The sequence below is a fragment of the Bacillus tianshenii genome (assembly GCA_020524525.2).
In the GTDB taxonomy this organism is placed as follows: Bacteria; Bacillota; Bacilli; order Bacillales; family Bacillaceae_N; genus Bacillus_AV.
Genome location: CP129018.1, coordinates 512,420 through 536,847, shown reverse-complemented (window position 1 = coordinate 536,847; position 24,428 = coordinate 512,420). Strand labels below are relative to the sequence as shown.

At 43.3% G+C, this 24,428-nt stretch carries 29 protein-coding genes; 10 read left to right on the top strand and 19 right to left on the bottom strand.

The window, feature by feature from the left end:
* Window positions 1-8 precede the first annotated feature (8 nt).
* Window positions 9-737: a FadR/GntR family transcriptional regulator gene (locus LC040_02630; protein WLR51820.1), complete on the bottom strand. Its 729-nt coding sequence runs from the start codon at window positions 735-737 to the stop codon at window positions 9-11.
* Between the two features lie 554 nt (window positions 738-1,291).
* Between LC040_02630 and LC040_02625 the strand changes: the two genes are divergently transcribed.
* On the top strand, window positions 1,292-3,079 hold the full coding sequence (locus LC040_02625; GenBank protein WLR53176.1) for an L-lactate permease: 1,788 nt from the start codon (window positions 1,292-1,294) through the stop codon (window positions 3,077-3,079).
* A 41-nt stretch (window positions 3,080-3,120) separates the two neighbouring features.
* On the opposite strand, the gene LC040_02620 is transcribed toward LC040_02625, so the two are convergent.
* Window positions 3,121-4,179, bottom strand: coding sequence for a stalk domain-containing protein (locus tag LC040_02620; GenBank protein ID WLR51819.1), 1,059 nt, complete (start codon window positions 4,177-4,179; stop codon window positions 3,121-3,123).
* A gap of 161 nt (window positions 4,180-4,340) precedes the next feature.
* The gene (eutH, locus tag LC040_02615; GenBank protein ID WLR51818.1) at window positions 4,341-5,453 is read right to left on the bottom strand and encodes an ethanolamine utilization protein EutH; all 1,113 of its coding nucleotides are present in this window, start codon (window positions 5,451-5,453) and stop codon (window positions 4,341-4,343) included.
* A gap of 167 nt (window positions 5,454-5,620) precedes the next feature.
* Here eutH and LC040_02610 point away from each other — a divergent pair, with 167 nt between their 5' ends.
* Complete coding sequence (locus tag LC040_02610) at window positions 5,621-7,390, top strand: DUF4080 domain-containing protein (protein WLR51817.1); 1,770 nt, start codon at window positions 5,621-5,623, stop codon at window positions 7,388-7,390.
* A 39-nt stretch (window positions 7,391-7,429) separates the two neighbouring features.
* Here LC040_02610 and LC040_02605 read toward each other — a convergent pair whose 3' ends face one another.
* From LC040_02605 to LC040_02590, 4 genes are read right to left on the bottom strand one after another with little or no spacing between them, the layout of a single operon-like run.
* On the bottom strand, window positions 7,430-7,630 hold the full coding sequence (locus LC040_02605; protein ID WLR51816.1) for a hypothetical protein: 201 nt from the start codon (window positions 7,628-7,630) through the stop codon (window positions 7,430-7,432).
* Window positions 7,631-7,641: 11 nt separating this feature from the next.
* The gene (locus LC040_02600; GenBank protein WLR51815.1) at window positions 7,642-7,809 is read right to left on the bottom strand and encodes a hypothetical protein; all 168 of its coding nucleotides are present in this window, start codon (window positions 7,807-7,809) and stop codon (window positions 7,642-7,644) included.
* Window positions 7,802-7,948, bottom strand: coding sequence for a hypothetical protein (locus LC040_02595; protein WLR51814.1), 147 nt, complete (start codon window positions 7,946-7,948; stop codon window positions 7,802-7,804). Before LC040_02595 ends, LC040_02600 begins: the two co-directional genes overlap by 8 nt.
* Window positions 7,945-8,127 carry a hypothetical protein gene (locus LC040_02590; protein ID WLR51813.1) on the bottom strand — a complete coding sequence of 61 codons (183 nt, stop codon included), beginning with the start codon at window positions 8,125-8,127 and terminating at the stop codon, window positions 7,945-7,947. Before LC040_02590 ends, LC040_02595 begins: the two co-directional genes overlap by 4 nt.
* A 135-nt stretch (window positions 8,128-8,262) precedes the next feature.
* On the opposite strand from LC040_02590, the gene LC040_02585 reads away from it, so the two are divergent.
* The 4 genes from LC040_02585 (at window position 8,263) to LC040_02570 (ending at window position 9,258) form a co-directional block, all read left to right on the top strand.
* Window positions 8,263-8,442 carry a hypothetical protein gene (locus LC040_02585; protein WLR51812.1) on the top strand — a complete coding sequence of 60 codons (180 nt, stop codon included), beginning with the start codon at window positions 8,263-8,265 and terminating at the stop codon, window positions 8,440-8,442.
* Window positions 8,443-8,478: 36 nt separating this feature from the next.
* On the top strand, window positions 8,479-8,829 hold the full coding sequence (locus LC040_02580; protein ID WLR51811.1) for a DUF3905 domain-containing protein: 351 nt from the start codon (window positions 8,479-8,481) through the stop codon (window positions 8,827-8,829).
* Window positions 8,830-8,970: 141 nt separating this feature from the next.
* Entirely contained in the window at window positions 8,971-9,060 is a 90-nt protein-coding gene (locus LC040_02575; GenBank protein WLR51810.1) for a YjcZ family sporulation protein, read from the top strand.
* A 57-nt stretch (window positions 9,061-9,117) separates the two neighbouring features.
* Window positions 9,118-9,258 (top strand): YjcZ family sporulation protein, encoded by a 141-nt coding sequence (locus tag LC040_02570; protein ID WLR51809.1) that lies wholly within the window; start codon window positions 9,118-9,120, stop codon window positions 9,256-9,258.
* 599 nt (window positions 9,259-9,857) lie between these two features.
* Here the strand turns inward: LC040_02570 and LC040_02565 are convergent.
* From LC040_02565 to LC040_02555, 3 genes are all read right to left on the bottom strand, one after another.
* Entirely contained in the window at window positions 9,858-11,621 is a 1,764-nt protein-coding gene (locus tag LC040_02565; protein WLR51808.1) for a methyl-accepting chemotaxis protein, read from the bottom strand.
* 627 nt (window positions 11,622-12,248) lie between these two features.
* Window positions 12,249-12,416 carry a hypothetical protein gene (locus LC040_02560; protein WLR51807.1) on the bottom strand — a complete coding sequence of 56 codons (168 nt, stop codon included), beginning with the start codon at window positions 12,414-12,416 and terminating at the stop codon, window positions 12,249-12,251.
* A 134-nt stretch (window positions 12,417-12,550) separates the two neighbouring features.
* Entirely contained in the window at window positions 12,551-13,945 is a 1,395-nt protein-coding gene (locus tag LC040_02555; GenBank protein ID WLR51806.1) for a DUF4910 domain-containing protein, read from the bottom strand.
* 303 nt (window positions 13,946-14,248) lie between these two features.
* Between LC040_02555 and LC040_02550 the strand changes: the two genes are divergently transcribed.
* On the top strand, window positions 14,249-15,010 hold the full coding sequence (locus LC040_02550) for a PRC-barrel domain-containing protein (protein WLR51805.1): 762 nt from the start codon (window positions 14,249-14,251) through the stop codon (window positions 15,008-15,010).
* Window positions 15,011-15,061: 51 nt separating this feature from the next.
* On the opposite strand, the gene LC040_02545 is transcribed toward LC040_02550, so the two are convergent.
* The 3 genes from LC040_02545 to LC040_02535 form a co-directional block, all read right to left on the bottom strand.
* Window positions 15,062-15,346 (bottom strand): hypothetical protein, encoded by a 285-nt coding sequence (locus LC040_02545; protein WLR51804.1) that lies wholly within the window; start codon window positions 15,344-15,346, stop codon window positions 15,062-15,064.
* Window positions 15,347-15,421: 75 nt separating this feature from the next.
* On the bottom strand, window positions 15,422-19,282 hold the full coding sequence (locus LC040_02540; protein ID WLR51803.1) for a dynamin family protein: 3,861 nt from the start codon (window positions 19,280-19,282) through the stop codon (window positions 15,422-15,424).
* Between the two features lie 178 nt (window positions 19,283-19,460).
* Window positions 19,461-19,751 carry a hypothetical protein gene (locus LC040_02535; GenBank protein ID WLR51802.1) on the bottom strand — a complete coding sequence of 97 codons (291 nt, stop codon included), beginning with the start codon at window positions 19,749-19,751 and terminating at the stop codon, window positions 19,461-19,463.
* Between the two features lie 118 nt (window positions 19,752-19,869).
* Here LC040_02535 and LC040_02530 point away from each other — a divergent pair, with 118 nt between their 5' ends.
* The 3 genes from LC040_02530 to LC040_02520 all read left to right on the top strand — a co-directional run bounded on the left by LC040_02530 (window position 19,870) and on the right by LC040_02520 (window position 20,770).
* The gene (locus tag LC040_02530; GenBank protein WLR51801.1) at window positions 19,870-20,229 is read left to right on the top strand and encodes a hypothetical protein; all 360 of its coding nucleotides are present in this window, start codon (window positions 19,870-19,872) and stop codon (window positions 20,227-20,229) included.
* Window positions 20,230-20,423: 194 nt separating this feature from the next.
* Entirely contained in the window at window positions 20,424-20,573 is a 150-nt protein-coding gene (locus tag LC040_02525) for a hypothetical protein (GenBank protein ID WLR51800.1), read from the top strand.
* A 53-nt stretch (window positions 20,574-20,626) separates the two neighbouring features.
* A complete protein-coding gene (locus LC040_02520; protein ID WLR51799.1) occupies window positions 20,627-20,770 on the top strand; it encodes a hypothetical protein in 144 nt (47 codons plus the stop codon).
* Window positions 20,771-20,824: 54 nt separating this feature from the next.
* Here LC040_02520 and LC040_02515 read toward each other — a convergent pair whose 3' ends face one another.
* The 6 genes from LC040_02515 to LC040_02490 form a co-directional block, all read right to left on the bottom strand.
* Window positions 20,825-21,040 (bottom strand): hypothetical protein, encoded by a 216-nt coding sequence (locus tag LC040_02515; protein WLR51798.1) that lies wholly within the window; start codon window positions 21,038-21,040, stop codon window positions 20,825-20,827.
* Window positions 21,041-21,045: 5 nt separating this feature from the next.
* On the bottom strand, window positions 21,046-21,252 hold the full coding sequence (locus LC040_02510; GenBank protein ID WLR51797.1) for a hypothetical protein: 207 nt from the start codon (window positions 21,250-21,252) through the stop codon (window positions 21,046-21,048).
* A 6-nt stretch (window positions 21,253-21,258) separates the two neighbouring features.
* Complete coding sequence (locus LC040_02505; protein ID WLR51796.1) at window positions 21,259-21,978, bottom strand: NAD-dependent deacylase; 720 nt, start codon at window positions 21,976-21,978, stop codon at window positions 21,259-21,261.
* Complete coding sequence (locus LC040_02500; protein WLR51795.1) at window positions 21,968-22,234, bottom strand: hypothetical protein; 267 nt, start codon at window positions 22,232-22,234, stop codon at window positions 21,968-21,970. Before LC040_02500 ends, LC040_02505 begins: the two co-directional genes overlap by 11 nt.
* Before the next feature lie 44 nt (window positions 22,235-22,278).
* Complete coding sequence (locus tag LC040_02495) at window positions 22,279-22,812, bottom strand: hypothetical protein (GenBank protein WLR51794.1); 534 nt, start codon at window positions 22,810-22,812, stop codon at window positions 22,279-22,281.
* Window positions 22,813-22,934: 122 nt separating this feature from the next.
* Window positions 22,935-24,233 carry an NCS2 family permease gene (locus LC040_02490; protein WLR51793.1) on the bottom strand — a complete coding sequence of 433 codons (1,299 nt, stop codon included), beginning with the start codon at window positions 24,231-24,233 and terminating at the stop codon, window positions 22,935-22,937.
* Between the last annotated feature and the right edge of the window lie 195 nt (window positions 24,234-24,428).

Here is a 24,428-nt window from a genome sequence, read left to right as displayed (position 1 = left end):
TTTTATTTTTAAACCGTTGTGTTGACGTCTTTTACGTATTTCATGAGGACGTCTTCTACTTTTAGTAGGTGGTTGAGCATGTATTGTTGGGCTGCTTTTGGGTCTTGGGCTTCGATTGCGTGATAGATATCATGGTGTTCTTGATGCAGCCGTTCGAGAGTTGCTTGTTTGGAGTAAAGCCAGAGACGGCGTGTTTCGCGCATCGTTGTGACCATCATTTCGGATACGTTGTTCATTAAGCTTGTCAGTAATTCATTATGCGATGCTTTGGCGATTGCCATATGGAAGGCAAGGTCTGCTTTTTCGCCAAGCTCTTCATTTTCACTTGCTCTGCCCATTTCTTCTAAAGCAAGCTTGATTGCTTCCAAATCCTCAACTGTACGGCGCTCAGCAGCAGCTTCAACAGCTCCTACTTCAAGGATTTTTCGCACTTCAAGCAAGTTTTGGATGTCGTCTTTCTTCATAAGAACTGCCGCATGAATCGGCAATGATAGCATTTCTGGATCAAATTGTCTTACAAAAGTCCCTTCACCTTGGCGCATTTCCACTAGCCCCATTGCTCGTAACGCACTTAATGCTTCACGAATAGCGGAACGGCCAACTTGGAAATTCTCTGCAAGCTGCTGGACACTATCTAGCTTATCGCCCGGCTTAAGCTTTGCTGATTTAATCATTTCAACAAGTGCTTCTGCTACTTCCTCATAGATTTTACGGGTTTTAATTCGCTTATATTGCATGTTATCCACCCCATTACCCTTTCCATTCAAATAATATATTTTGTTTGCACCTTTATCTTCTCTGATTGTCATTTTTTCGTGACACTCATACCCATGATAACAAAAGTAGCCTTGTCATCTAAACGATTGAGCCGAGAAGTGATCCTCTGTTTCTTTTTTACTACAAGTACTGTTATGCAACAAATATGATTGTAAGCGTTTTATTTCATTTTGAAAAGCCTCTTTTGTTTATTTTAGCACAATGTAGATAGAGGTGTATATTTACCCGTGTGTCTATTCTCACCGAATGAGTCAAGACTATAATTCAGGAAAATCTCCCCTTGAAAAGCGCTTTTTGTATAAAAAAGTGAACATTTTTTAAAAATTATAGTTGAAATATGAACCCGCTTACATTATGATAGAGTCATCAGATGACCAGATAAACTGTTTTATGACAGATGCACGTGTCCGGGACAACACATTGACATTATTCGTCAACAATCTGCACTTTATGGATTCTGGTTCAAATTGTCTTAATTTTTAAATTATTAACACCTTAAATAGGGGGTAACATGATGAGTATTGGGGTTCTTTCTTTACTGGCTCTCTTGCCGATTGCCACAATTTTTATCTTCTTAGTTCTATTACAGTGGCCGGCTTACAAAGCAATGCCAGTGGCACTTATTGTAACCGTTTTAACAGCGATGTTCGCTTGGGGAACGAAAGCTAACGTGATTGCTGGTGCAGCAATTAACGGCGTATTCACAGTTATGGATGTATTATTTATCGTTTTCGGTGCAGTGCTTCTTCTTAACACATTAAAAGAAAGCGGTGCCATTTCGACAATTCGTCAAGGTTTCATTAATGTATCACCTGACCGACGTATTCAAGCAATTATTATCGCATGGTTGTTCGGTGCTTTCATCGAAGGCGCAGCAGGCTTTGGTACACCAGCTGCAATCGCAGCTCCATTACTTGTTGCAATCGGTTTCCCTGCAATGGCAGCCGTTCTTGCAGCATTAATTATCCAAAGTACACCAGTATCATTCGGTGCGATCGGTACGCCAATTATCGTTGGTGTAAACGGCGGTCTTGCTGAGCAGGATAAAGTTCTAGCAGCACTTGGCGATATGCCTTACTTAGATTACTTGCATCAAATTGGTGCAAACGTTGCGATGTTCCACGCAATTGTTGGTTCACTTATTCCACTTTTCATGGTAGCGATGATCACACGCTTCTTTGGTGAATCTCGTTCATTCCGTGAAGGTTTGAAAGTTTGGAAGTTTGCTTTATTCGCAGGTATCAGCTTTACAATTCCTTATTTCTTAATCGGGAAATTCTTAGGTCCAGAATTCCCATCTCTTATCGGTGCATTAATTGGTCTTGCCATTGTTGTTCCATGTGCAAAAGCAGGCTTGTTCATGCCAAAAGAAGATGAAACCTTTGACTTCCCAACTCGCGACAACTGGGAAAGCGACTGGGCTGGTAAGCTTAACGACGAGCCAATCCGCGAAGTTGCAGAAGGCCGTCACATCTCACTAGTAAAAGCTTGGTTACCATATGTTTTCGTTGCAGGATTACTTGTTCTAACACGTATTGTTCCTGAAATTACTACAGCTCTTAAACACCCAGCTGTTTCAATCAAAATCGAAAACTTATTTGGCTCTGGCATTGGTGCTGGAACGTCACCACTTTACTTGCCTGGCTTCATTTTCGTAGTCGTTTCATTGATTACATACTTTATGCACGGTATGAAACCTTCTGAATACTCTCGTGCATGGGGTGCAACAATCCGTACGGTTCTTAGTGCGGCAACAGCATTAATCTTTGCAGTTCCGATGATTAAGATTTTCTTGAACACAGGTACAGCTGACTTAGCAAGCATGCCGCTTGTTCTTGCAGAAGGTGTTTCACAAGTAGTTGGTTCTGTATGGCCGTTATTTGCACCAACAATCGGTGCAATGGGTGCCTTCATCGCAGGTTCGAACACATTCAGTAACATGATGTTCTCTCTATTCCAATTCGGTACTGCTGAAAGCATCGGACTTGGCGTAGGTAGTGCAGGTCTTGTTGTAGCACTTCAAGCAATCGGCGGTGCTGCTGGTAACATGATTTGCGTACACAACGTTGTAGCCGCTTCTGCAACAGTTGGTCTTGTCGGTAAGGAAGGTTCCCTTATCCGAAAAGCACTTGTTCCAATGACCTATTATGTCTTTGCAGCTGGTGCCCTCGGTATGGGAATCATCTACAGCGGCGTTTGGTTCGCGCTATACGCTGCTATCGTAGCTGGCTTCATCCTTTACATGGTGACTTATAAAGGAAAAAACGCTGTCCAGCAAGCATCAAATAATAAAACAGCATAAAAAAGAAACGCAGATCCTCACCAAAGGATCTGCGTTTTCGTTTATTTTGTAATAAATTGAAGTGTCTCTCCATCCATCACGGGTGTTGCTTTTAACACTTCTACTGCAAAGGATGCTGGCACATATGTCTTTCCTTGCTTCAATTCTGGTGCTTCCTCTAATTGAAATGGTGCCATTTTTGCGTATGTATAACGGTTTTCTCCAAGCTTTAGCTTCGTCCATTGCGCGCCTCTTGTAAGTTCTACACTTTGTTCTGGCCCATTCCATTTCACGTGATAGCCAAACGCAGCGGCCAGCTTTCGGACTTCGACCATCGTTGTCGTGCCTGATTGATATGTCTGTAGCTCTTGCCCGTTCACTGAAACCTTCCTTGCATTTACGTTCACTTCCTGCTGTTCTTCTTTTTCCTGAAGCGCTGAGAACGGAATTGTCACTGATGGCGTACCTGCCACACCTGGGGCCACTTCATATTCATCAAAAATCAAGACAAGCTCATTTCCCTCAGCATAAAAGGCTTGATTGTCAACTAACTGATCTAAGCCAAAATAATTGTCAATCTGCTCAGTCACTGCCTGCCGAGCGAGCTTTTCAAGCTTTTGCGGTGGTGCCAAGTCAGTTAAATTCACACTCTTCGCATCTTTCTGATTATAAAAGTTATACGAATCCACTACACTATTCATATTCGCTCCGCCTGAATAAGTACTGGTTATCAACACCAGCGACACAAGGTCACCTCTTTGCTTCATCTTATAGTTAATAAACAGCCCAAACTTCTGAAACGGGAAGCCTTTTTCTTCAGCATCGCCCGCAAATGACTTTGCATCTTCTTCTAATGTTTGAATTCTTTCTTCATAGAATGCTTGAATCTGCTTATTTAATGACTGCTGAAATGCTTTGTCTTTTAACCCTTTCATAACGGGCAAACGAACACCTTGCTCGACATATTGACTTTCTTTCTCGATCGTAGTTGTTTCAATTGTCATTCCCTGCTCTGCTGCGGAGACAGTCGAAATTTGTAACGGACTTATCGCCGGGCTCACTCCGCCAACAAGAATGGCACCTGCTATCGTAAAGGAAAGGACACTTTTTTTCATCATCATTTTGTCTTCACTCCAATTTGTTTTCTGTAGAAAAAGGGCTGAGCTTTATTCCTCATACCACTTCAATCGTACCTAATTATGAGACGCAATTGGTGACAAAATGGTTACAGATGGAAGACAATTTATTGGCTAAAAAAATGCCGAGAATAGTAGAAGCACACTCATCCCTTCACGATATGTGTCGCATGATGTTTTCTTGCAGCAGTCTTCGACGTAACAACCGCCGCAAGCCAAAGTGCCGTCGTACCGGCCGTGATCTTTCCAACCATCATAGGGACGATCAGCGCCTTTTCAACCCCTGCGGTAAAACCAAGGTGTCCGCCAAGCACAAACGCACCACTTACAGCAAAGGCGACATTCATCACCTTCCCACGCTCCTCCATTTCTGCAAACATCACAAGCATTGGAATCGCATGAGCAAGCGAGGAAATCAAGCCTGCTGTCGATACTTCATCAATTCCAACACGCTTGCCTGCCGCCTTAAGCAAACCACCCAATACATTTGTAATAAAATGAACCATCGGAAAAGCTCCGGCAAGCATAATCGCGATTTTTCCGACAATCACGGCTCCCTCATCAAGCGGCGCCATTCCCGGAATCACAACAATACCCGTAAATGTTTCCACGGCTATGGATGCCAGTCCAATGATAATTACAACCTCCACAGCTTTTCCAAACAGCCCGAAACCCTTAATCATCAGAGCAGGAAGCTTCCATAACCCCAGGCCAAGCAGTAACGCAAATAACACAATCGGCACAAGGTTCTGCACCATCATCTGTAACGAGTAGCCCGCCAATACACCGCCTGCAAAGCATCCGATTGGAATCGTCATTAAGCCGAGTAAAATGCCCTTCGCAAATGCAGGCTGATCATCCTTGCGAATCATCGTTAATGCGACAGGAATTGTAAAGACGAGTGTCGGCCCCATCATCGTTCCAAGAATAATGCCTGAAAAGTTTGCCGCTTCCTCCGTTCTCGCCAGCTCCTGCGCCAACGAATAACCTCCCATATCAATCGCAAGCAGACTGCCCGCAAACATCGCCGGGTCTGCACCAAGCCATTCATACAGCGGAACAACGAGCGGAGACAGCACATTTGCTAATACAGGTGCTAACGAAACAATCCCAAGCATGGATAATGCAAGCGGCCCCATCGTCAGCACGCCTTCTCGAAACTTTTCCCCATAGCCGAACCGATTTCCATTTATATAGTCAAGCGCTCCGATCACAAGAAAACCCATCATCACAAATACAACTGCTTCATTAACAGACAACAACGAGCGCCTCCCTTCTATTCTCTACCATAAACATACAAAAAAGCTGATTTAACAAGCAATAACTTTTTCTAAAAAATCTTTCACCTTGCCAATTCCTTTCAATTATACACAAAACTTATGTTACAATAAGGTGTTAGAAATTCCGCAATTGTGAGGGAAGCAAAATGAAAACAATCGTAAGTACCTTAAATGCAAAATATATTCATACGAATCTCGCTATCCGCTATCTCAAAGCGTACGCTGAGGATTCTCACGATATTGAGTTAACTGAATACACCATTAAAGACCCAATTATGAACATCATCTCTGACCTGCACTCGAAAAAGCCGGATGTGCTCGGTTTCAGCTGTTATATTTGGAATATCCAAGAAACGATTGATGTCGTCCGGATGTTAAAGAAAATTCACCCATCCCTATTCGTCGTGCTTGGCGGTCCAGAAGTGACATACGATACAGCTGAATGGATGGAAAAGCTGCCCGAAGTTGATGCGATCGTTGTCGGTGAAGGTGAAGCAACATTCAAGCAGCTGCTTGATGCATTACAAGCCGGAGATAACCTGTCTGAAGTAGACGGGGTTGCATACCGTGACGAAACAGGCGCTACAAAGATGAATCCGAAGCGTCAAAAGGTTGACTTAAAGCAAATCCCATCCCCATACCGCTTTACCGAAGATCGGGATGAACTGTCTAAACGAATTTCTTATATTGAAACGAGCCGCGGCTGTCCATTCTCTTGTCAATTCTGCCTTTCTTCAATTGAAGTAGGTGTGCGTTACTTCGATAAAGAAAAGATTAAGCAAGAAATTATGTACTTAATGGAAAACGGCGCGAAAACAATTAAGTTCGTCGACCGTACCTTTAATATCAGCCGTAAATACGCAATGGATATGTTCCAATTTCTAATCGACAATCACTTACCTGGAACTGTTTTTCAGTTTGAAATTACCGCTGATATTATGCGCCCAGAAGTACTTGAGTTCTTAAATGAACATGCACCAGAAGGGTTGTTCCGCTTCGAAATTGGAGTTCAATCAACAAATGATGCAACAAATGAACTTGTTCAACGCAAACAAAACTACAAAAAGCTTGCCCGCACCGTAACAATGGTGAAAGAAGGCGGCAAGATTGTTCAGCACCTTGACTTAATTGCCGGCCTGCCTGAAGAAGACTATCATTCATTCCGCCAAACATTCAACGATGTCTTCGCATTTGAGCCAGAAGAATTACAGCTTGGCTTCTTGAAGCTATTACGTGGGACAGGCCTCCGTCTTCAGCACGAGAAGTTCGGCTATACATTTGTGGATAAGCCGCCATATGAAATCCTTGGCAACAATGTCCTCTCCTTTGATGACATTGTCCGCATTAAGCAAGTTGAAGATGTGCTTGAAAAGTATTGGAATGACCATCGTATGGATAACACGATTCGCTACCTCGTTAAGGATGTCTTTGACACGCCGTTTGACTTCTTCCAATCATTTGGTTCCTATTGGGAAGAGCGCGGCTGGAGCCGAATCGGTCATCAGCTTGAAGACTTATTCCGCCGACTGCACGAATTTTTGTGCGCCGAAGCGAGAGACTGTCTGCCAATCGTCGAAGGGTTAATGAAATACGACTATCTCATGAACAAGAAGCACAAGCCGCGCAAACCGTGGTGGAACGAGCAATGGTCAAAGAAAGAAAAATCAGCCTTGCTTAAGCAAATTGCAGAAGCACCAGAGATGCTTGGCGATGCCTTTGCACAGCTGTCTCTTTCAGAAAAAGACTTACACAAGCACACGATGATCGAAAGCTTAAGTTTTGATCTGCACGCCTGTATCACAGACGGCATAATTGAACCGAACAATACTCTTATGCTGATCTATTATGATCCGAAGCAAGCAGGTAATCAGCTGTTTACGGTATCAACTGATCATGCACAGCTTGAAATAAGCTAATACTAAGGCGCCGCCGCGGCATGCGGGGCGCCTTGTTTGTTATTTCTTCTTCTCTTTTTCAGCATTCTTCCGAGCATTTTCCCGTTTTTCTTTCTCTGCCTGCGCTTGTGCAGCAGCTTCGTAATGCTTGCTTACGTTTACATCACCAAGCTCATGACCGAATTCTGTGTTTTGCTCAAGGGTACGTGGCGTTTGAGCATTTTTTTGTTCTGGATTGCTTTTACGTTTGCTTTTTCCCATGTTGCTTCCTCCTATTTCTTGCCTTCTAATTCTTCGCGGTCTGCTATACGAGCTCTTTCTTGAGCGCGTGCTGCATCACGATCTGTGAATTGATTCGGCAAGCTTGTATGTGCCATACTTTCAGTCGGCGTTTGGTTGTTTGTTTTTGCCGCATCATGTGCTGCTTTTCGTTTAGCCATTCACTTGCCCTCCTTCTGAATCTTCATAAGCGATTAAAATAATATCTTTCCCAATATCTTCGCGTATCGTTTTCTCTGTTTGTTGAAGCTTTGTCAGCTCTTGTTCATTTAACTTCGCAACTGGGTATTCATTCTTCATTTCTCAGCACTCTCCCATTTTTCTTCAGTTTGTGGTGATTCGGTAAATAAATGTGGGTTCGTTTCAATCGGGTCTTTGGCCATACTCATCGTGCCGCCCATTGTATTTGTTGGCAGTCCCATATTTTCACTCATTTTCGTCCCTTCTCTTAAGGAACTTTCCTGCTCACGTCTATCCACTATGTTCACCTCTTTTTCCTTTTCCTTTAATTTGCGCAAAAAAGAAGCGCTTATCCTTAAGAATGTGTTTTGGGATAAACGTTTAATTTAGCATTCGCATATGCTGTTGATATAAAGCAAAAGGGTGTGAATTACATGCTCATTCTTATGTACTTACTCATTGGCAGCATCATGGCTGGAATGCTTTGCTTCTTGCCTGCACGAAATGCTGCTTCACCTTATTTCCTGTTTATTGCCTTAACATGGCTGCCGTTATTTCTAACAGGCGCATGCTGGTTGAGCTTTACATCGCATGACCTCGTTCGTATAGATTAACCAAGCTGCGGAAAAGCTATGCTTGAGGTGAAGAACATGAAAAATAATCACCAAAAAGAGCTTGAACAACCGCAAATTGATGGCGTGATGCCTCACCAAATTAACTCGCCAGATTTTAAAAACAGTCACATCAAACCAGAAAAGCCTTTTATAAATAGCTATGGTGTTGTAATTGGCGACAGTCGTTATGATTCCGAAGCCTCACCGCTTAATCAATGGAGCATCGAAACTGATCCGAATGTGATGGCTGGAGATGAATGGGTGCATCCAACCAATGATATCGGCTGGAACACAGAAGAAAACCGTGAACTAGCTGAAAACAAACGCATCGTGCCAAAAGCACGCTTTATGCACAGCACAAAAGATACAAGTTATTTCAATGACTAAAATCCTCTGCCCTTGCAGGGGATTTTTCTCGTCAAAACAGCAATTCTTTCCGCCCATTTTCAAAACATAGGTCAAACGCCCATACAAAATTCAGCAAAATACATATGTTAATCATGTAGAGTCAAAGGAGGTGTTGAGACAATGGGAGCATACAACTACGGTGGAAGTTTCGCACTAATCGTGGTGTTATTCATCTTACTAATCATCCTCGGAGCATCCTTCTACTATTAAACTAATTCATCTTGTCAAACCTTCTTAAACTCAAACTATTAAAGGAGCGTGTTAAATATGGGTTTCTACGGATGCGGATATGGGGGCTACCCTTACGGACCAGTCGGAGGCGCTGGCTACTACCCAGGTCGTAACTTCGCGTTAATCGTCGTACTATTCATCTTACTAATCATCGTCGGCTGCGCATGCTGGCGCTAATTTAGAAAAGCGGAGGCGGCTTGAACAGGGGCGACAAGCATAAGGCAGAATGCGAAGGGGACCGCTCTTTGTCCCCGCAGCAGGCTGACTTATGACCTCGAGCCCCTAGCCGCCGTAGCTGGACAATAGAAAAGCGGAGAAAGGCGGTTAGGCTGTCCGATTGCTGGAACCTTTACACAGAGAAAGCCGAACTTTGCTTTCGGCGTGGAAAGGTGAAGCAACTCGCGCAGCCTGCCTTTCGCAGCTAGACATCTAGAAAAGCGGAGGCGGCTTGAACAGGGGCGACAAGCATAAGGCAGAATGCGAAGGGGACCGCTCTTTGTCCCCGCAGCAGACTGACTTATGACCTCGAGCCCCTAGCCGCCGCAGCTGGACATCAAAGGAACGCTGGCTAAGAGCGTCACGTCCTGTGACAACGCCTGCACTAGCACATCCTGTGCGTCGAAAGCGGAGGCGGGCCGTTTAGAAATATTGTTTGCTGGAGCCTTCACACAGAGAGGCGCTTTTTGCCTCGGCGTGGGAAGGTGAAGCAACACAAATTTCTGCCCGCCGCAGCTGGATCAACCAAAAAGCCGCTCAAATTGCTGAGCGGCTTTTCCTTAATTTCTTCCGTGTACACTTGAGCGGAAGCTTTCTTTTTGTTTAATGATAACTTGCTTAAGCAATTTCAGTTTTTCCACAACAACCTTTGAAACCGTTGTGATTTCCTCAAGCAATTGTTCTGCTTGTTCTTTATTGCCGGAATTGACTGCTTGTACAGCTTTTTTCGCTAGGTCGTGCAGTTTACGGTGTGGCTCTTCTAGCTCACGGTAGGCTGGTTCATTTTCAAACAAACGCTTTGCATAGCCGTAATACCATTGTCCAAGTCTGCAATCTTGAGCAGAGGATACATCATTTTCTGACAATGAATCAAACCCGAGAATCAAATTATAAATGCGCCAACGCCAAAGAATATGGTCGGTAATCGCAAGCTCGATAATATCCTCTTGGCTAATTTTCATGTTCGACGAAATTGAATGGATTCGGTGTTCGTCAATAATTTTACTCAAATCATAAACAGCTTGCCCTGTGCTTCGGCTAATATCGACGCCTTTCTTGGCAGCTTCGGTAATCCCTCTATTCCGATAAGTGATTTCATCCATCGAAGCGGTTTGCTGTTGGGTAATGGCTGAAATATTTTCAAAACGGGCACCAATGTGTTGAAGACTATGGTTCAGTTCACCAATTGTATGGGACAAATTCTGCGTGTCCTCTACCCCTTTATGAAGCATCGAACTCGTATCGTTGATAAGACTGTTCATTTCCTCGGAAATAGTCGACAACTGTTTAATGTCTTCACTAATATCTGAAATCGATTGCTTCGTGTTATCCGCTAGCTTCCGTACTTCCTGTGCCACAACTGCAAAGCCTTTACCTTGTTCTCCTGCCCGTGCAGCTTCAATTGATGCATTCAGCGCAAGTAGATTCGTCTGCTCAGCAACATCTTGAATAAATGACATTACCTTTTGCATATTGTTAACATGAGAAATTAAGCTTCCTACATGCCCAAGCACTTGTCGCTGTCCTTGATCGACTTGGTTCAGGTATGCCGTCATATTTGTTAATGTTTTTGTATTCTCATCAAGCTCCTTCAAATGAGATTGGGACTGCGTATTAATCTCAGAAACAGAAGAAGCAATCTCTTCAATACTATTGCTGAAATCTTCAACAATATCACTTACAGACGAAGAAGCTTCATATTGTTCTTGTTGATAATCAACAAGCTCTTTCACTTCATCAATATCAGCATTAAATGAAATCACATTTGAAAGTCCCTTAATAAAGTTTGTTGCTTGCAATTCAATATATGTCTCCATGATGATCTGCTGATCAAGTACAACCATACTTTCATACGCAAGCAGAGCGTCCATTAACATCTTCGGCTTCTTTACGTACTCCTTCGTTATATACGGAACAAACAATTGATTCAACAAATTAAAGGCCGCAAGCATCCAGTCAGGCGTTAAGCCGATTTTCGCATGTGCTTCTGCAATCGCTCTTCTCTTAAAAACATATTGCAAATTCAATTCGTCCTCAAATAAACTTTTCATATATAAATGAAAGGTCTTTTTAAGACGTTCATCTGTCGTATTATTGACAATTAAATTATGTAATGAAGGCATTTGATGAAGTCGCTCGTAAAACTTATTAATCATGTCATCAGCATTTTTCGCATAAACCTCTTTTAGTGCATGTACAGTTTCACGACGAATTTTCGAAATGCCTAGAAAGTCCAGCTTCTCCTTTAACCTATCATTTGCATCAATATCCGATAAAGACCCATTTGAAAAATAATCATAACCTTTCATCGATTGTTGAAACATTCAAACATCCCCCATTTATAACTACATTTAATCCCAAACATTCAATGTCATTTTACAGATGTCTATTTTAATTATCAATCTAAATTAGGTATTTATGGTACAAATTTCTAGCACCTAACGTAGCTCCGTCCCCTTTTCGCCCCCCTTGACTTCACTTCTCCGACTACTTCAATAAGGCGGCGTGAGCGAAGGTTCCACTCAACTTCATCAAACGCTCTTTTCCAAGCCGGGCTCACTTTCTGCCCTAATCCCTAAAACTCAACGAAGCTCCGTCCCCTTTTCGCCCCCCTTGACTTCACTTCTCCGAACACTTCAATAAGGCGGCGTGAGCGAAGGATTCACTCAACATCATCAAACGCTCTTTTCCAAGCTGGGCTCACCTTCTGCCCTAATACCCTACAAACTCAACGTAGCTCCGTCCCCTTTTCGCCCCCCTTGACTTCACTTCTCCGTCACTTCAATAAGGCGGCGTGAGCGAAGGTTCCACTCAATTTCATCAAGCGCTCATTTACGAACAATGCTCATATTCTGCTCCACTCCACCACAAACTCAACGAAGCTCCGTCCCCTTTTCGACACCAAAAAATCGTTCATTGCCTTTAATGCAATGAACGATTTGGCAGAGCTTTTACTTAGGCAACGATTGGTTTCTTATCTCTTGGAAACTTGAAATGACAACTTTTGAAATGCGTTCGATTTCATCCAGCAAGCTAGTTGCTTTGTCAAAATCCTGCTCTCTTACAGCACTTACTGCCTCTTCTGTCAATTCGTAAAAATTCCCTTTAATGTTTTTCAAAACATCTCGCTCCCTATCGCCATTATAATAGGTAATTATACCCTCAAAATGACGCAAAGCAAGCCTAAATCTAAATATTTTTTCGAATTTTACGTTAAAAAATCCCGCATTTTTTCATGCGGGATTGTACACTCTTAATCTAATTCTCTCGTTTCAAACGGATACTCAACATCAGTCGGTGCTACTTGCGCATTTTCTAATGCAGGCGTGTCTTTGCGTGCAAGTTGATAAATCGATGACCCAACGATTTGTGCAACTTCTTCAAGCTTTTCCTTACTGATTTTATCAAGTGTATCATCTGGGCTGTGATACCAAGGCTCAACAGGTGCATGGATGAATAATGCTGCCGGAATGCCTGCTTCAGCAAACGGCATATGATCACTTCGTCCACCTTGGCCATATGCAACTGGGTCTTGTTCTGGCGACCAGCGTGCACCAGCTGAAGCTGCTGTATCTGTCACGATATTTCGCTCGCCGTCTGCAGTGTACATAATGAGCTCGCCAGCGTCACGGCTGCCAACCATATCTAGCTGGAACATCGCTTTCGTACGGCTGATTTCATCTTCACTTAACGTCTTCACGTATTCAGTGGAGCCAATCAATCCGTTCTCTTCGGCACCAAATGTGACGAAACGAAGCTCTGTGTCTGTCGGCATATTTGACAGCACACGTGCCATTTCTAACGTCATCGCTGTTCCAGATGCATCATCATTCGCACCAGGCGCACCTGCTACTGAATCGTGGTGAGCACCTAGAATGATAATATCATTTGTATCATGGTGTGTTGCTTCTTTCGTTGCGACAACATTGTAAGAGGTTTTTTCGCTTGTTTCTGCCCCTTCAATATTAATTGAAGCGCTTACACTTTCGCCTGCTTCCACCTTTTCTAACAGTGCTTCACCATCTGCTTTGGAAAGAGCGACAGCTGGAACATAATCTTCATTCGGTTCACCGAACGTACCATTTATATTTCCTTCACTATGGTTGAAGATAATAACCCCTTCTGCCCCTTTTTCCGCTGCGTTTAACACTTTATCAGCGAAAGAAAGCTCTCCACGCTGGATTAAAGCAATTTTTCCAGTCAAATCTTTTCCTTCAAGGTCTTCCTTCGTACCAAGACCTGCATATGCAAGCTCACCTGATACTTGTCCATTCACACCATACGAAAATGTATTTACATCGAATTCCATCTCAGAACCTTCGACTGAGAAAGATACAGTATCGGGCTCAGTATAGCTTGTAAACGGAAACGGCTGAACTTCTACTTCTAAGCCATACGATTCAAACTGTTTCTTAATGTATTGAACCGCTTCATACTCTGCTTCACTTCCTGCGACTCGAGGCTGTTCTGATAATTTGTCGATATGGTTGTAAATGTTATCAACCTGGACCTTCTTCACCACTTTGTTATCAAAGGCATGGTCACTCTGTGCATTTGGGGCAGCCTCTGTATGTAGGCTCGGAACAACAACCGCACCTACAGCTACACTCGCTGCTAAAGCTGCTGAGAAATTTTTCTTACTTACCATTCTACCACTCCTTGTTGGAAAATTATCCTACTACTAAAAACATATACTAAAAAAACTTTTCGATAAAGATTCAAAATTACCAAAATAATGATTATTCAAAATATTTTCGAGACATCCTTACTAGGCCATATGTTCTTTACAAATGTTACAAACGTACCACCTACATAAAAATCTCAACACTTACGAATATTAGCAAAATAAATTTTTCTAAAATACCGACTCTCTTCTCCAGATCGTTTAACTTCTGTCATGAAAGGGAAATTTCCATACTAAGTCAAACGATCCTGCTAGGAGGGATAGGAAATGCTTCACCAAGCAAGTGAATTAATCACATATCAGCTACATGCAACGGACGGGGATATTGGTAAAATCACTGACCTTTATTTCGATGATAAGTTTTGGGCACTTCGTTATTTTGTTGTCGATACTGGAAAGTGGCTTCCAGGAAAACGAGTGCTACTCTCACCTGTGTCAATTGAAAGCATCGATATTCCATCCCAAACCATCTATATGAATTTGACGAAGGAGCAAATTAAGCAAAGTCCTGACATGAAAACTGAACGGCCTGTTTCGCGTGAGCATGAGCGTGAGACCGCACGCTTCTTCGGTTGGCATTATTATTGGGCAGGTCCATATGTATGGGGAAGTCAGCCAACACCTAAGCCGCTGATGGAAGAGGTACAGGAACACGCACCCGATCCAATGGCTGAAGAGCATAACAGTACGTTACGCAGTATGACCGAGCTGACAGGAACCTTTTCAAGCTATTCCATCGCTGCTGCAGACGGCGATATCGGCCATACGGAAGGCTTTATTATTGAAGATGATGCGTGGCGAATTCGCTATGTCGTCATTAATACAAAGCAACTCCTTCCAGGTAAAAACGTCCTTATCTCACCTGAATGGATTACAGAAATTAGCTGGAGTGACCGTCACGTCTATGTAGACTTAACAAAGCATAAGATCAAAAATGCGCCAGGCTATAATCCGCGTGAAGGCATTCAGCCTGAATACGAAGAAGAGCTGCATAACTACTTTGATAAACCCCGTTACTGGGAAAATTAAAAAAAGGTTGCCTTATGGGACTCACTCCCATTAAGGCAACCTTCTCTTGTGTTATTTCTTATCTTTCTTCGGCGTTAATTCTTCAGCAAATTCCGTTGCTTGAGCTGGTCTCATCTGTGAATCATTCGTGAAGTTATTCACGGAATGCTGCACATTCTCAGCCATGTTTCGCATCGGACGCATCATGTTGTTATTATTACCGTCTCTCATCATACGAGTGGCAACTGCGCTGATTCCCATCCCTAACAATGTAAACCAAAGACCGCCTCTTGTTCTTCTTCTGCCAAAGTTAAACATCTGACCTCTTCCAAATAGCGAACGAAGGTTATTCATCATCAATCACCTCAATTTAAGACTTAATCTTGCATGCTTATTTTCACTTATGAGGCGATAATTATAATGACAATTTTTTCAAAGTGCACGCTCATCCCTTATAATTCTAAGCAAATCAGAATAAAGATGTTTATATTGCCCAAGAGCAGCACGATCAGAAAGAACAGCAACCTTCCCGTCAAAATGGGCATTTATCTGTTCCGTTATATCCGCTTTCGCCTTCTGTCTATAGCCTTCAAATGATTGCAAATACGTGTCCTTCAAACGTATTTCCGCTTCCTCTACATACTCATTTACAGGTTCATGCAGGGTAAGTTCGATTTTTTCGCGCAGCATTTTATGAGCTTCTTCTGCAAAGAAAGCAGCTGTTGACTTGTACGCCTTTACGTATTTTTCGAATTGATGGGGCTGAACCTCCTGGAAGCCTTCTTCAAAATGAGGTCGCGGTATACGATTAAATTGCGGCACCGTGAATGCTAAGATTTCGCCAGCCTCTTCAAGCATCTGTTCTGCTTTTTCGTAGATCGCTTCCGTCTTCTTCAAAGCAAATGTTTCTGTTCGAAAGGCGGCGGCACGCATTTCCTGTGCTAACTCACGAGATGTATACCGAAGCAAGTCAGATATACAGCGAAGCAGCGATGTACGTAGCGTCTCATTTTCCCGGAAGGACATTGGTGTAAATAACGCTTTGAATTCATCACCGTGATGAAAGAACAACCGCTGCTTTGCATAATAAAGCAGCTCCTCTATTTCCCGCTCAACAAGATCATATTCAATTTGAAAGTCCTGCTCCTCAAAGCTGTGAAGCACTTCAGTCTTCTTCTTTCTGATCATCTCTAATTGACGTTCACGGTCTTCTGCATTTTCTTGTTGAAGCGACAGCCATTCTTCAAGCTGTGCTGCCACCTGGTCAAGCTCTCGAACCGCTTGTTTCACAACCAAACGCGAAAGCTCCTCTTGAATAAACGTTTCAAAATCCCGCCGGAAAGCCGAAATGCCAGCATATTGCAGCCCTACGTTTCGCTCAGGCAGTTCACGAAAGCCTGTAATCTTCAAGTAACGAGCTTCTTCGTCAGCTGAAAGAACGCCGCGGTTATGCTTTTCTGTCATGATCGCCAAATGGCTTGATACAGGGTAAAGCTTTGCATGACGAATGCCGCATGCTAACAAATTGTTTTCAACATGTGTCAATACATCGAACAACTCAGACGTTTTTTCTGCCAAATCAGCCGCATTAACAATAAAGAACATTTTATCCTGAGAAAATGCATCCTTCACCCGTCCAAGCTGAGTAAGAAATTCCCTGTCAGCCCTAGAGAAAGCGTGGTTATAATAAGTAACGAACAGCACCGCATCTGCATCTGTCACATAATCAAACGCCACTTCTGTATGACGAGCATTCATTGAATCCGCACCAGGCGTGTCAACAAGTGTAATGCCAGCGCGTGTTAAGTCACAATCATAATACAAGCGAACCTTCTCAATAAAACACGCCCGCTCCTCCACTGCCGCATACGAAGACAACTCATGAATTTCTGTTTCAATTTCCGTACCGAGCGAACCTTCAAATTCAGCCAAGCCGTTCTGTACCGCCCGCAGAAAGGAAACTTGCACGCCTTCCATAAAGAATAACGGTGGATACTCAATTGTTTCCTCTTCCTTCTCGTCGTCTCCATCTTCCTCCGCGCGCTGTTGCTCATTCCGCTCAGCTTCTTCTACACGCCATGTTTTCATCTGTTCATCATGCTTATTCAATAGCCCGGAAAGCTCGCTTAAGTCACCTAAGCGCAGCTGGTGCTGTGTGAGCAAGTGGTTCACATCATCTAACAGCTGTTCTCTTGTTTTAAATTTTACAAGCACACGCTGATGAGGGTGCTGCTCATCAGGAGGAAGCACTTCATTAATCGCCGCAGTTGTCGGGTTTGGCGACACAGGCAGTACCGCTTCTTGCATTAATGCATTGGCAAACGACGACTTCCCAGCACTAAACGCACCGAATAAAGCCACCGTAAAAGAGCGGTCCTGAAGGGATTCAGCCCGGCGCTGCAGGGAGCGACTTACATAATCAAACCCTTTCACACCCTCTAACAACGCTGATGCTTCTGTTAATTGCTGCACCACTTGTTCATGGTCAACAGCCTGTTCACGCTCTTCATGATACACCCGCTCTGCAAGCCATTCTTCTGCCGCCTGACCAATGTTCACTTGCTCATATGTTTTCTGCTTCACATCGCGAGTTGACGTGAACCTGCCGACATCCTCTGTTACAGTGGATTCCTCGTGCTCCTCTATCCCTGAATTATCGCTTATTTTCGCAAGCAAACGGTCAAAAAGCTCCTTCCTGCCATTTTCTAATGCTTCTAACCGTTCAGCAGCCTTTAACTTCCGATGCAGACGCTCCTCTTCCTCTCGCAACGTTTCAAGCCGTTTGTGAGCCTGCTTTTCAACGCGAAGGGAAATTTGCTCAATCCAGCGGTATGTTTTCTGCTTATAAAGGCTGTCGATTTCCTTCCGCACTTGAGCACAATAATTCATTAATGATTCTCCACTCAGCAATGCCCCTTTGTTGATATGCCGCTCTAATAACTTTTTGTCCAGCTTCACATGGAAATCATGAATTTCCTTGCGAAGACGGTCATCAAACACATGATACTGCTGTAAGAAATCTTCAAACAGCTTCTTTAAGTGAATATCAATATAGACCTTCACATTTTCTGATAAGTCTTTGTAGAAGTTCTCCAAACGGCGCTCTTTCTCTTCCTTTGTTTTCCGCTTCTTAAATAAACCACTTACTTGAAAGCCGAGCTGACGGGATTCTAGAAAAGAGCGGGCCCCTTCGCGCGTATGATAAGGCATAATATTTGCGTACTCTAACAAGCGTTCCATCCGCTCTTGAAATGTCTCTTCGAACTCCTCTCGTTTCGCGCGTGGGGAAATGTAGCGTTCACGCAGCTCATCAAGCAGTCCCTTCACTTGGTCAACTGTATGAAACGCACCGAGTGATTCAATCAGCATATCAATTTCATCTTGATGATTGTCTTTTTTCCAATTTATATGCTGTTCGATTAACAGCCTGCTCTCGCGCAATACTGTCTTTAACACAACTGCTTTTCTCTGCTGCATCATTTCCGCAAGCTTCGCCTTCAAATAATCTAATTCATTATGCGGCGTGGATGCCTCCCTCATTGAAGTAAAGAAAAGGTGGTCATATGAAGCACCAGCATCCGCAAACGCATCTTCAATCCGTTTTCTAAAAATCATAAAATCAATTTCTTCGGATAAGTGCTTATCAATTTGATTTACAACAAGATATGTCGGCTTTGCTTCAGCTTGAAGCTCCTTAATAAACTCTAAATTCACCCGTGACTGCACATGATGATAGTCCATCACATAAATGACAAGATCAGCTGTATGCAAACGAGATTGCGCTGCAACACGATGAGCGTCATCGTTTGAATCAATTCCAGGTGTGTCCAATATCGCTGTATGGTCTGGAAGCTTGCCTGACGGATGAGAAATCTCAACATAATCAACCGCATCACCGTCTGTGCAGTACTGCTGAATTTCAGCTAAGTCATATGGATACGGAAACGTCACGTCTCCTTTTTCTTTGAAGCCTACGAGAGCTTTCGGTTCCCCTGTTTTTACTTTCACGACATTGGCGCTCGTCGGAATTGGGTTAGATGGAAGCAGCTCTTCTCCAACAAGCGCATTAATCATTGTTGATTTCCCCGCTGAGAAATGCCCGCAAAATGCAAAAATAAGCTCTTCTGCATCAAGCTTAGCAATTAAGCCTTCACATTTATGCGCACGAACGTGGTCCTCCTCTTCTACAAAATGTTCATGCAGCAAGCGCAGACCTTCTAATAGGCTTTCTCTACTTGGATTCTGTTCACGCAGCCACTGTTCAAGGTGTTCCCGTTCTTTCTCTCTCCTCACGAAACATTCCCCCTTTTCAAATCGCAGCTCAAGCTTTTCTCGAAAATCCTCTCCTTCTAGTGTAGTAGAAAAAAGGCGATTGGTCATGCTTCAACGTGTCGAACAATGCTCAACATCCCAAAAAAAGGGGTATCCCTCAAAGTTAGAATCAACTTTCGGGACACCCCTTTCGCGCGCATTATTGTGTCGAGTATTGCTTTAGTTCGTTTATTACTTTTTCCAGTTCCTGCGGATCATTGAAATCTTCGTCCCGCCAATTGTTCTTGATCCAAAGCATCATTTCTTCAGCGGAATTGAAGTATTCACCACTTGTATCTGCATTACGCAGCATGAACCGTCCGTTGTCTTCGTCTGCGATGACTTGACAGGGCAATGCGCTATTTTTGCAATTCAACGAATATTCCATCCAAACACCCCTTTTGCGGTTTGCTAATTGAATTGTCTGTTTGTATGTATTAAATTCCCGCAAGTCTTTTCTCCTAAACGCGTTTTTTATTGGTATTTTCTTTCAGAACAGACACGCCCGCTTTCTCTATTGATTGCATAAGTTATTTTATGCCTATTTAACAATGGAAGGAGCAACTACAATGTATGGCTGGTATCCACCTTATTATCGATTCTATCCGAGTATCCCTGCTTACCGTCTTCCTAATCCTTCATACCCCCCTGTTGAAGTGGAACGCTTTCGCAAATCAGCTAAGCAATTAACACCGATGCTCAAACAGGCTGAAGCCTTCGTCTATCAAATTACAGAAAGTAAGAAGTTAAGAACACAGATAAAAGAAGCGGCTCAGCGAGGAGAAGAAAAAGAAGTTCACCGTTTAATTCGTTCGGCCGGCATCGTTGACCTTTGGAAAACCTCTTATACACCTGATACCATTCATATTTTACTACAGCCTTCTAACAGCAGCCGTTGGAGCGATGTTGTTCTGACAATGAGGTGGTGAAAATACGTCTTTTCGGAAGACGTATTTTTAGTTCATATTACCTAATTAATAATTATGTTTAGATAATGCATAAGTTTTGTACATAAGCAATAGGACCATTTTTTCATTTGTCTATACTATTCAAAAAATTCTCATGGTATAATTTATTTAATAAGTCGTTCATAAAATGTTCACAAATGAAAGGGATGAGTCTTATGGCTGAAATGCAGCTTTACGAAAAAATTGTTAACCGTTTGGAAGACGAGCTTCAAAAGGACTATTGTGCAGGCGTGAAGCAAGCCATTCAGTCCAGACTTCAATTTCACAAGAATCGTTTACAGCAATTAAAGCATGTCAGCCAATAGGTGCATGCTTTTATACGAAAATGGAAACGCTTTAATTAAGGAGGTCATTTATCATGAGAGAATATCTTTCTTTTGAAGAAGAAGAGAATATTACTATTGAAGACCCTATGACAGGCTTAATAAAAGAAGAACGCGTTTCTCAGCAATATAAACAAACTCCGCCAACAAAGCTTGATTTCAGTGGATTTTACGAATAAAAAGCAGCGAAAGCTATGACGCTTTTCGCTGCTTTTTCATTTGTGCGCAGGGAGTTAGTCGCCGCCTCCGCCGCCGTCTCCACCACCAAAGCCTCCGCCATCTCCGCCTGAACCATCAGAGGAATCATCGGAACTAATAAAGAACGGAAAGCCACCATCACTGCCGCTCCCTCCACGACGTCTCCGGGCATTGCTTTCCCAGGGCTTTGTTGACAATAAAATCGCTGTGAAAAAAACAACAAAAACGACAACCACTACCATTGCATCCATCTTATTCACTCCTTCTTATCGTTTTTCTTCTGCCATTCCTCCATCCTTTTTTCCATTCGTTCTACGGTTTCTGTCAGGCGTTCCATCTGCTCTCTGCTTATTTGGCGTTCTTTCCGAATGCGCCGTACCCCGTATACAATAAGGAGCGGGATTGCCAATAAGATAAGAAAGTTAAAAAGTTGAAAAATCATATCACCAACATTTATGCTCATCACTTATCACCTCTGAACACTGCGGTTCTGTTCCACCTCTGCTAACACGTCACCAATCTTTCGGCCATGAATGACTTCATCGGCAAGCTGGTCCATCGCTGTTTCTTCCATATTAATAATGACAAGCTTCGCCCCATTTTTCTTTGCCTGTGCCGGAAAGCTGTTCGCTGGCGATACTTGAAGCGATGAACCGAGCACGATGAACAGCTCGGCCTTACTTGCTTCTTCATAAGCCATTTCAATCGCCTCCATCGGCAGCATTTCGCCAAATAAGACAACAGACGGCCTCAGCATTCCGCCACAGTCACAATCATATTTCGCTTGGGCAAAATACGAGTTTGGATATGCTGTATGGCATGTATGACAGCGCACCGTCCGCAATGTCCCATGCAATTCCGCAACTCGCTTATTGCCAGCCTTATGATGGAAGTCATCGACATTCTGGGTAATGATCGATTGAACGAGCCCTTCTTCCTCCCATTTCGCAAGCAGCTGATGCCCGCGATGCGGCTCCCGCCCAATTAAGCCGTTAATTCGAAACGTGTAAAACTCCAAAAATTCATCGCGATTATTCACCATCGCTTCGGTATTCGCTAGTGTCATCGGGTCTTTCTGCTTCCAAAGCCCTTCCTTTGACCGAAAATCAGGCAACCCGCTTTCTGTACTCATGCCAGCTCCTGTCATGACAACCGTATAATTCGATTCATCCAGCCACTTATGAAGCACGCTTTATCCCCCGCTTTCTCCAGATCAAACTAGAAGCAATTGCTAAGCTTAGTATAACGAAAAAGGGGAGGAATGGAAATCCACCAACCGTCCTCCCAAACGCTACTTCATTTTGCAAATAGCTGACATTTTCCCATTGAGCACTCGTCTCTGGTGTATACGCCGCGGTCAGCCACAAACCTCTAGCAAGCTCCCATACAAAGTAACCCACTGTATAGATAAGTCCAAACACAACGATTCTACGAAGGCCTTTCATCTCACTCACCCCGTCATTTTTTTAAGTTAATGACACAATCCTTTCTACAAAGCATGAAGCAGAAGAAATACACTAATGATGAGAACAAAACAAATGCTAATAACCAATGCAACGTTTACTCTTCTAACTTCTGCTTGTTGAAACTCCTCATCCGATTCTCCTTCAATCCTCACATATCTCCTATATTGCCCAACTCCTGAACCAATCCAAGTAGTCACCATCGGGACAAAAAAACTCCAGCCTACGTCCTCTGGCGGCTTAGGCAAAAATAATAATAACAATAAAAAGATGCAGGCCATCATAATCCCATATACGTTTCTTCGATTAACCTTCTGTACCTGGTGACCAAGCTTTTCTTGTTCCTCCTGCCATAACCCCTTATAGCGAGGGAAAATATGATAAATAGCAGAAGCCTTCCCTAGCAAGTTCAACACCATCTCAACGACTAAAAAGACGGCAACGAACACAATAAAAGTTCGAATTTGAAATCCACCCTTAATAAGCAAGAATAAACTTACAAGGAGCAAAACCGTGATAACCTGCTGCCACACAAAAAATCTCTTTCTTAAGTGATTCATCCCGAACACCTCTTACCTACTAATACGGGACTTCCTGGAAAAAAGTTTCAAAATCCATCAATCTATACAGTATGAGCGGAACAAAAAAAGACATGCCCAATATGAGCATGCCTTCACCTCATTTATGAAAAACTTTGCAATAAAAAGTTTCCGAGAAACAACCCTGCCACAAGCAATAATGGCAATGACACTTCTTTCGTTCTGCCGAGCGCCAATTTTAAAATTGGATAGGTAACAAACCCAAAGGCAATTCCATCGGCGATGCTAAACGTAAAAGGAATCATCACAATGACAAGAAAGGCAGGAAACCCTTCTGTCAAATCTTGAAAATCAATGTGCTTCACCTGCTGCATCATTAGCGAACCGATAATGATTAACACAGGCGCAATCGCCGTGCTCGGAATCATGCCAATAATCGGAATGAAGAAAAGCGTCAGCCCAAACAAAGCTCCGCACACGACAGCGGTTAAGCCTGTTCGCCCGCCAGATGTAATGCCTGCACTCGATTCAACAGTAGACACGGTCGGACTTGTGCCGAACACCCCACATAGAACAGCTGAGACAGATGTTGCCCGCAAAGCGCTCTTATATTTCTCGGGGGAACGTGCTTGTGCAAGCTGACCGTGAATCAAGCCGATATTTTCAAAGACAAGCACCATCGTCAACGAAAAGACCGCTATCCAGAACGTCACAGAGAAGATGCGTGCAAATGAAAAGGCCGCAAATAGTTCACCGTATTCTGCAAACTGCACACCATTTCCATTCATTTCATTGACATTCACAATGCCAAATAACGTCGCAATTCCTGTCCCGATTGCCATGCTAATTAAGAAATTCGCCGGCACCATTCGGATAAACAAGATAACCGCAATCACAAGCGTTAACAGGGTAGCAATGACGTGAGCATCGCTTAAGCTTCCCATTTCGATTAATGACTGCTCTCCTCTTGTAACGATGCCGCCTTTTTCAAGACCGATTAATGTTAGAAACAAACCGAGCCCAACGGTAATCGCTTCCTTCAATGACTGCGGAATCGCTTCCTTCAAGACTGCCTGTAACCGTGAGAAGGCAATCAACGCAAAGAACACACCAGAGAGGAACACTGCCCCAAGTGCTTCCTGCCATGACAAGCCGAGTGATTGGACAATCGTGTACGCAAACAACGCGTTCACACCCATCCCCGGAACGAGAATAAGCGGCGCGTTTGCTCCAAAGCCTATGATTAAGCAGCCTGCTAATGAAGCAAGAATCGTCGCAATCATCCCTGCTTGAAGCGGAATACCTGCCTCAGCAAGAATCGCCCCATTGACCGCAATGATATAGACAATCGTGAAGAAGGAAACCGTTCCTGCGATTACTTCTTTCTTAAAGCTTGTTTCATGATCCGACAAACGGAACTGTTGTCCGATAAATCGTTTCATCGCTTACCTCACAAAAATATAGCCCTCTCCCTACCCGTCCTCATAGAAATTCTTCTATGTGACCACAAGACTTCATTATAAAAGAGGTCTGACATCTTGGCAAGCAGGATATCAGACCTCTTTCAACCATTTATACAAATTTCAAACCAGCTGTCCGGAAGCTTCGCGATTCTCCTAGGACTTACTTGGCATCGA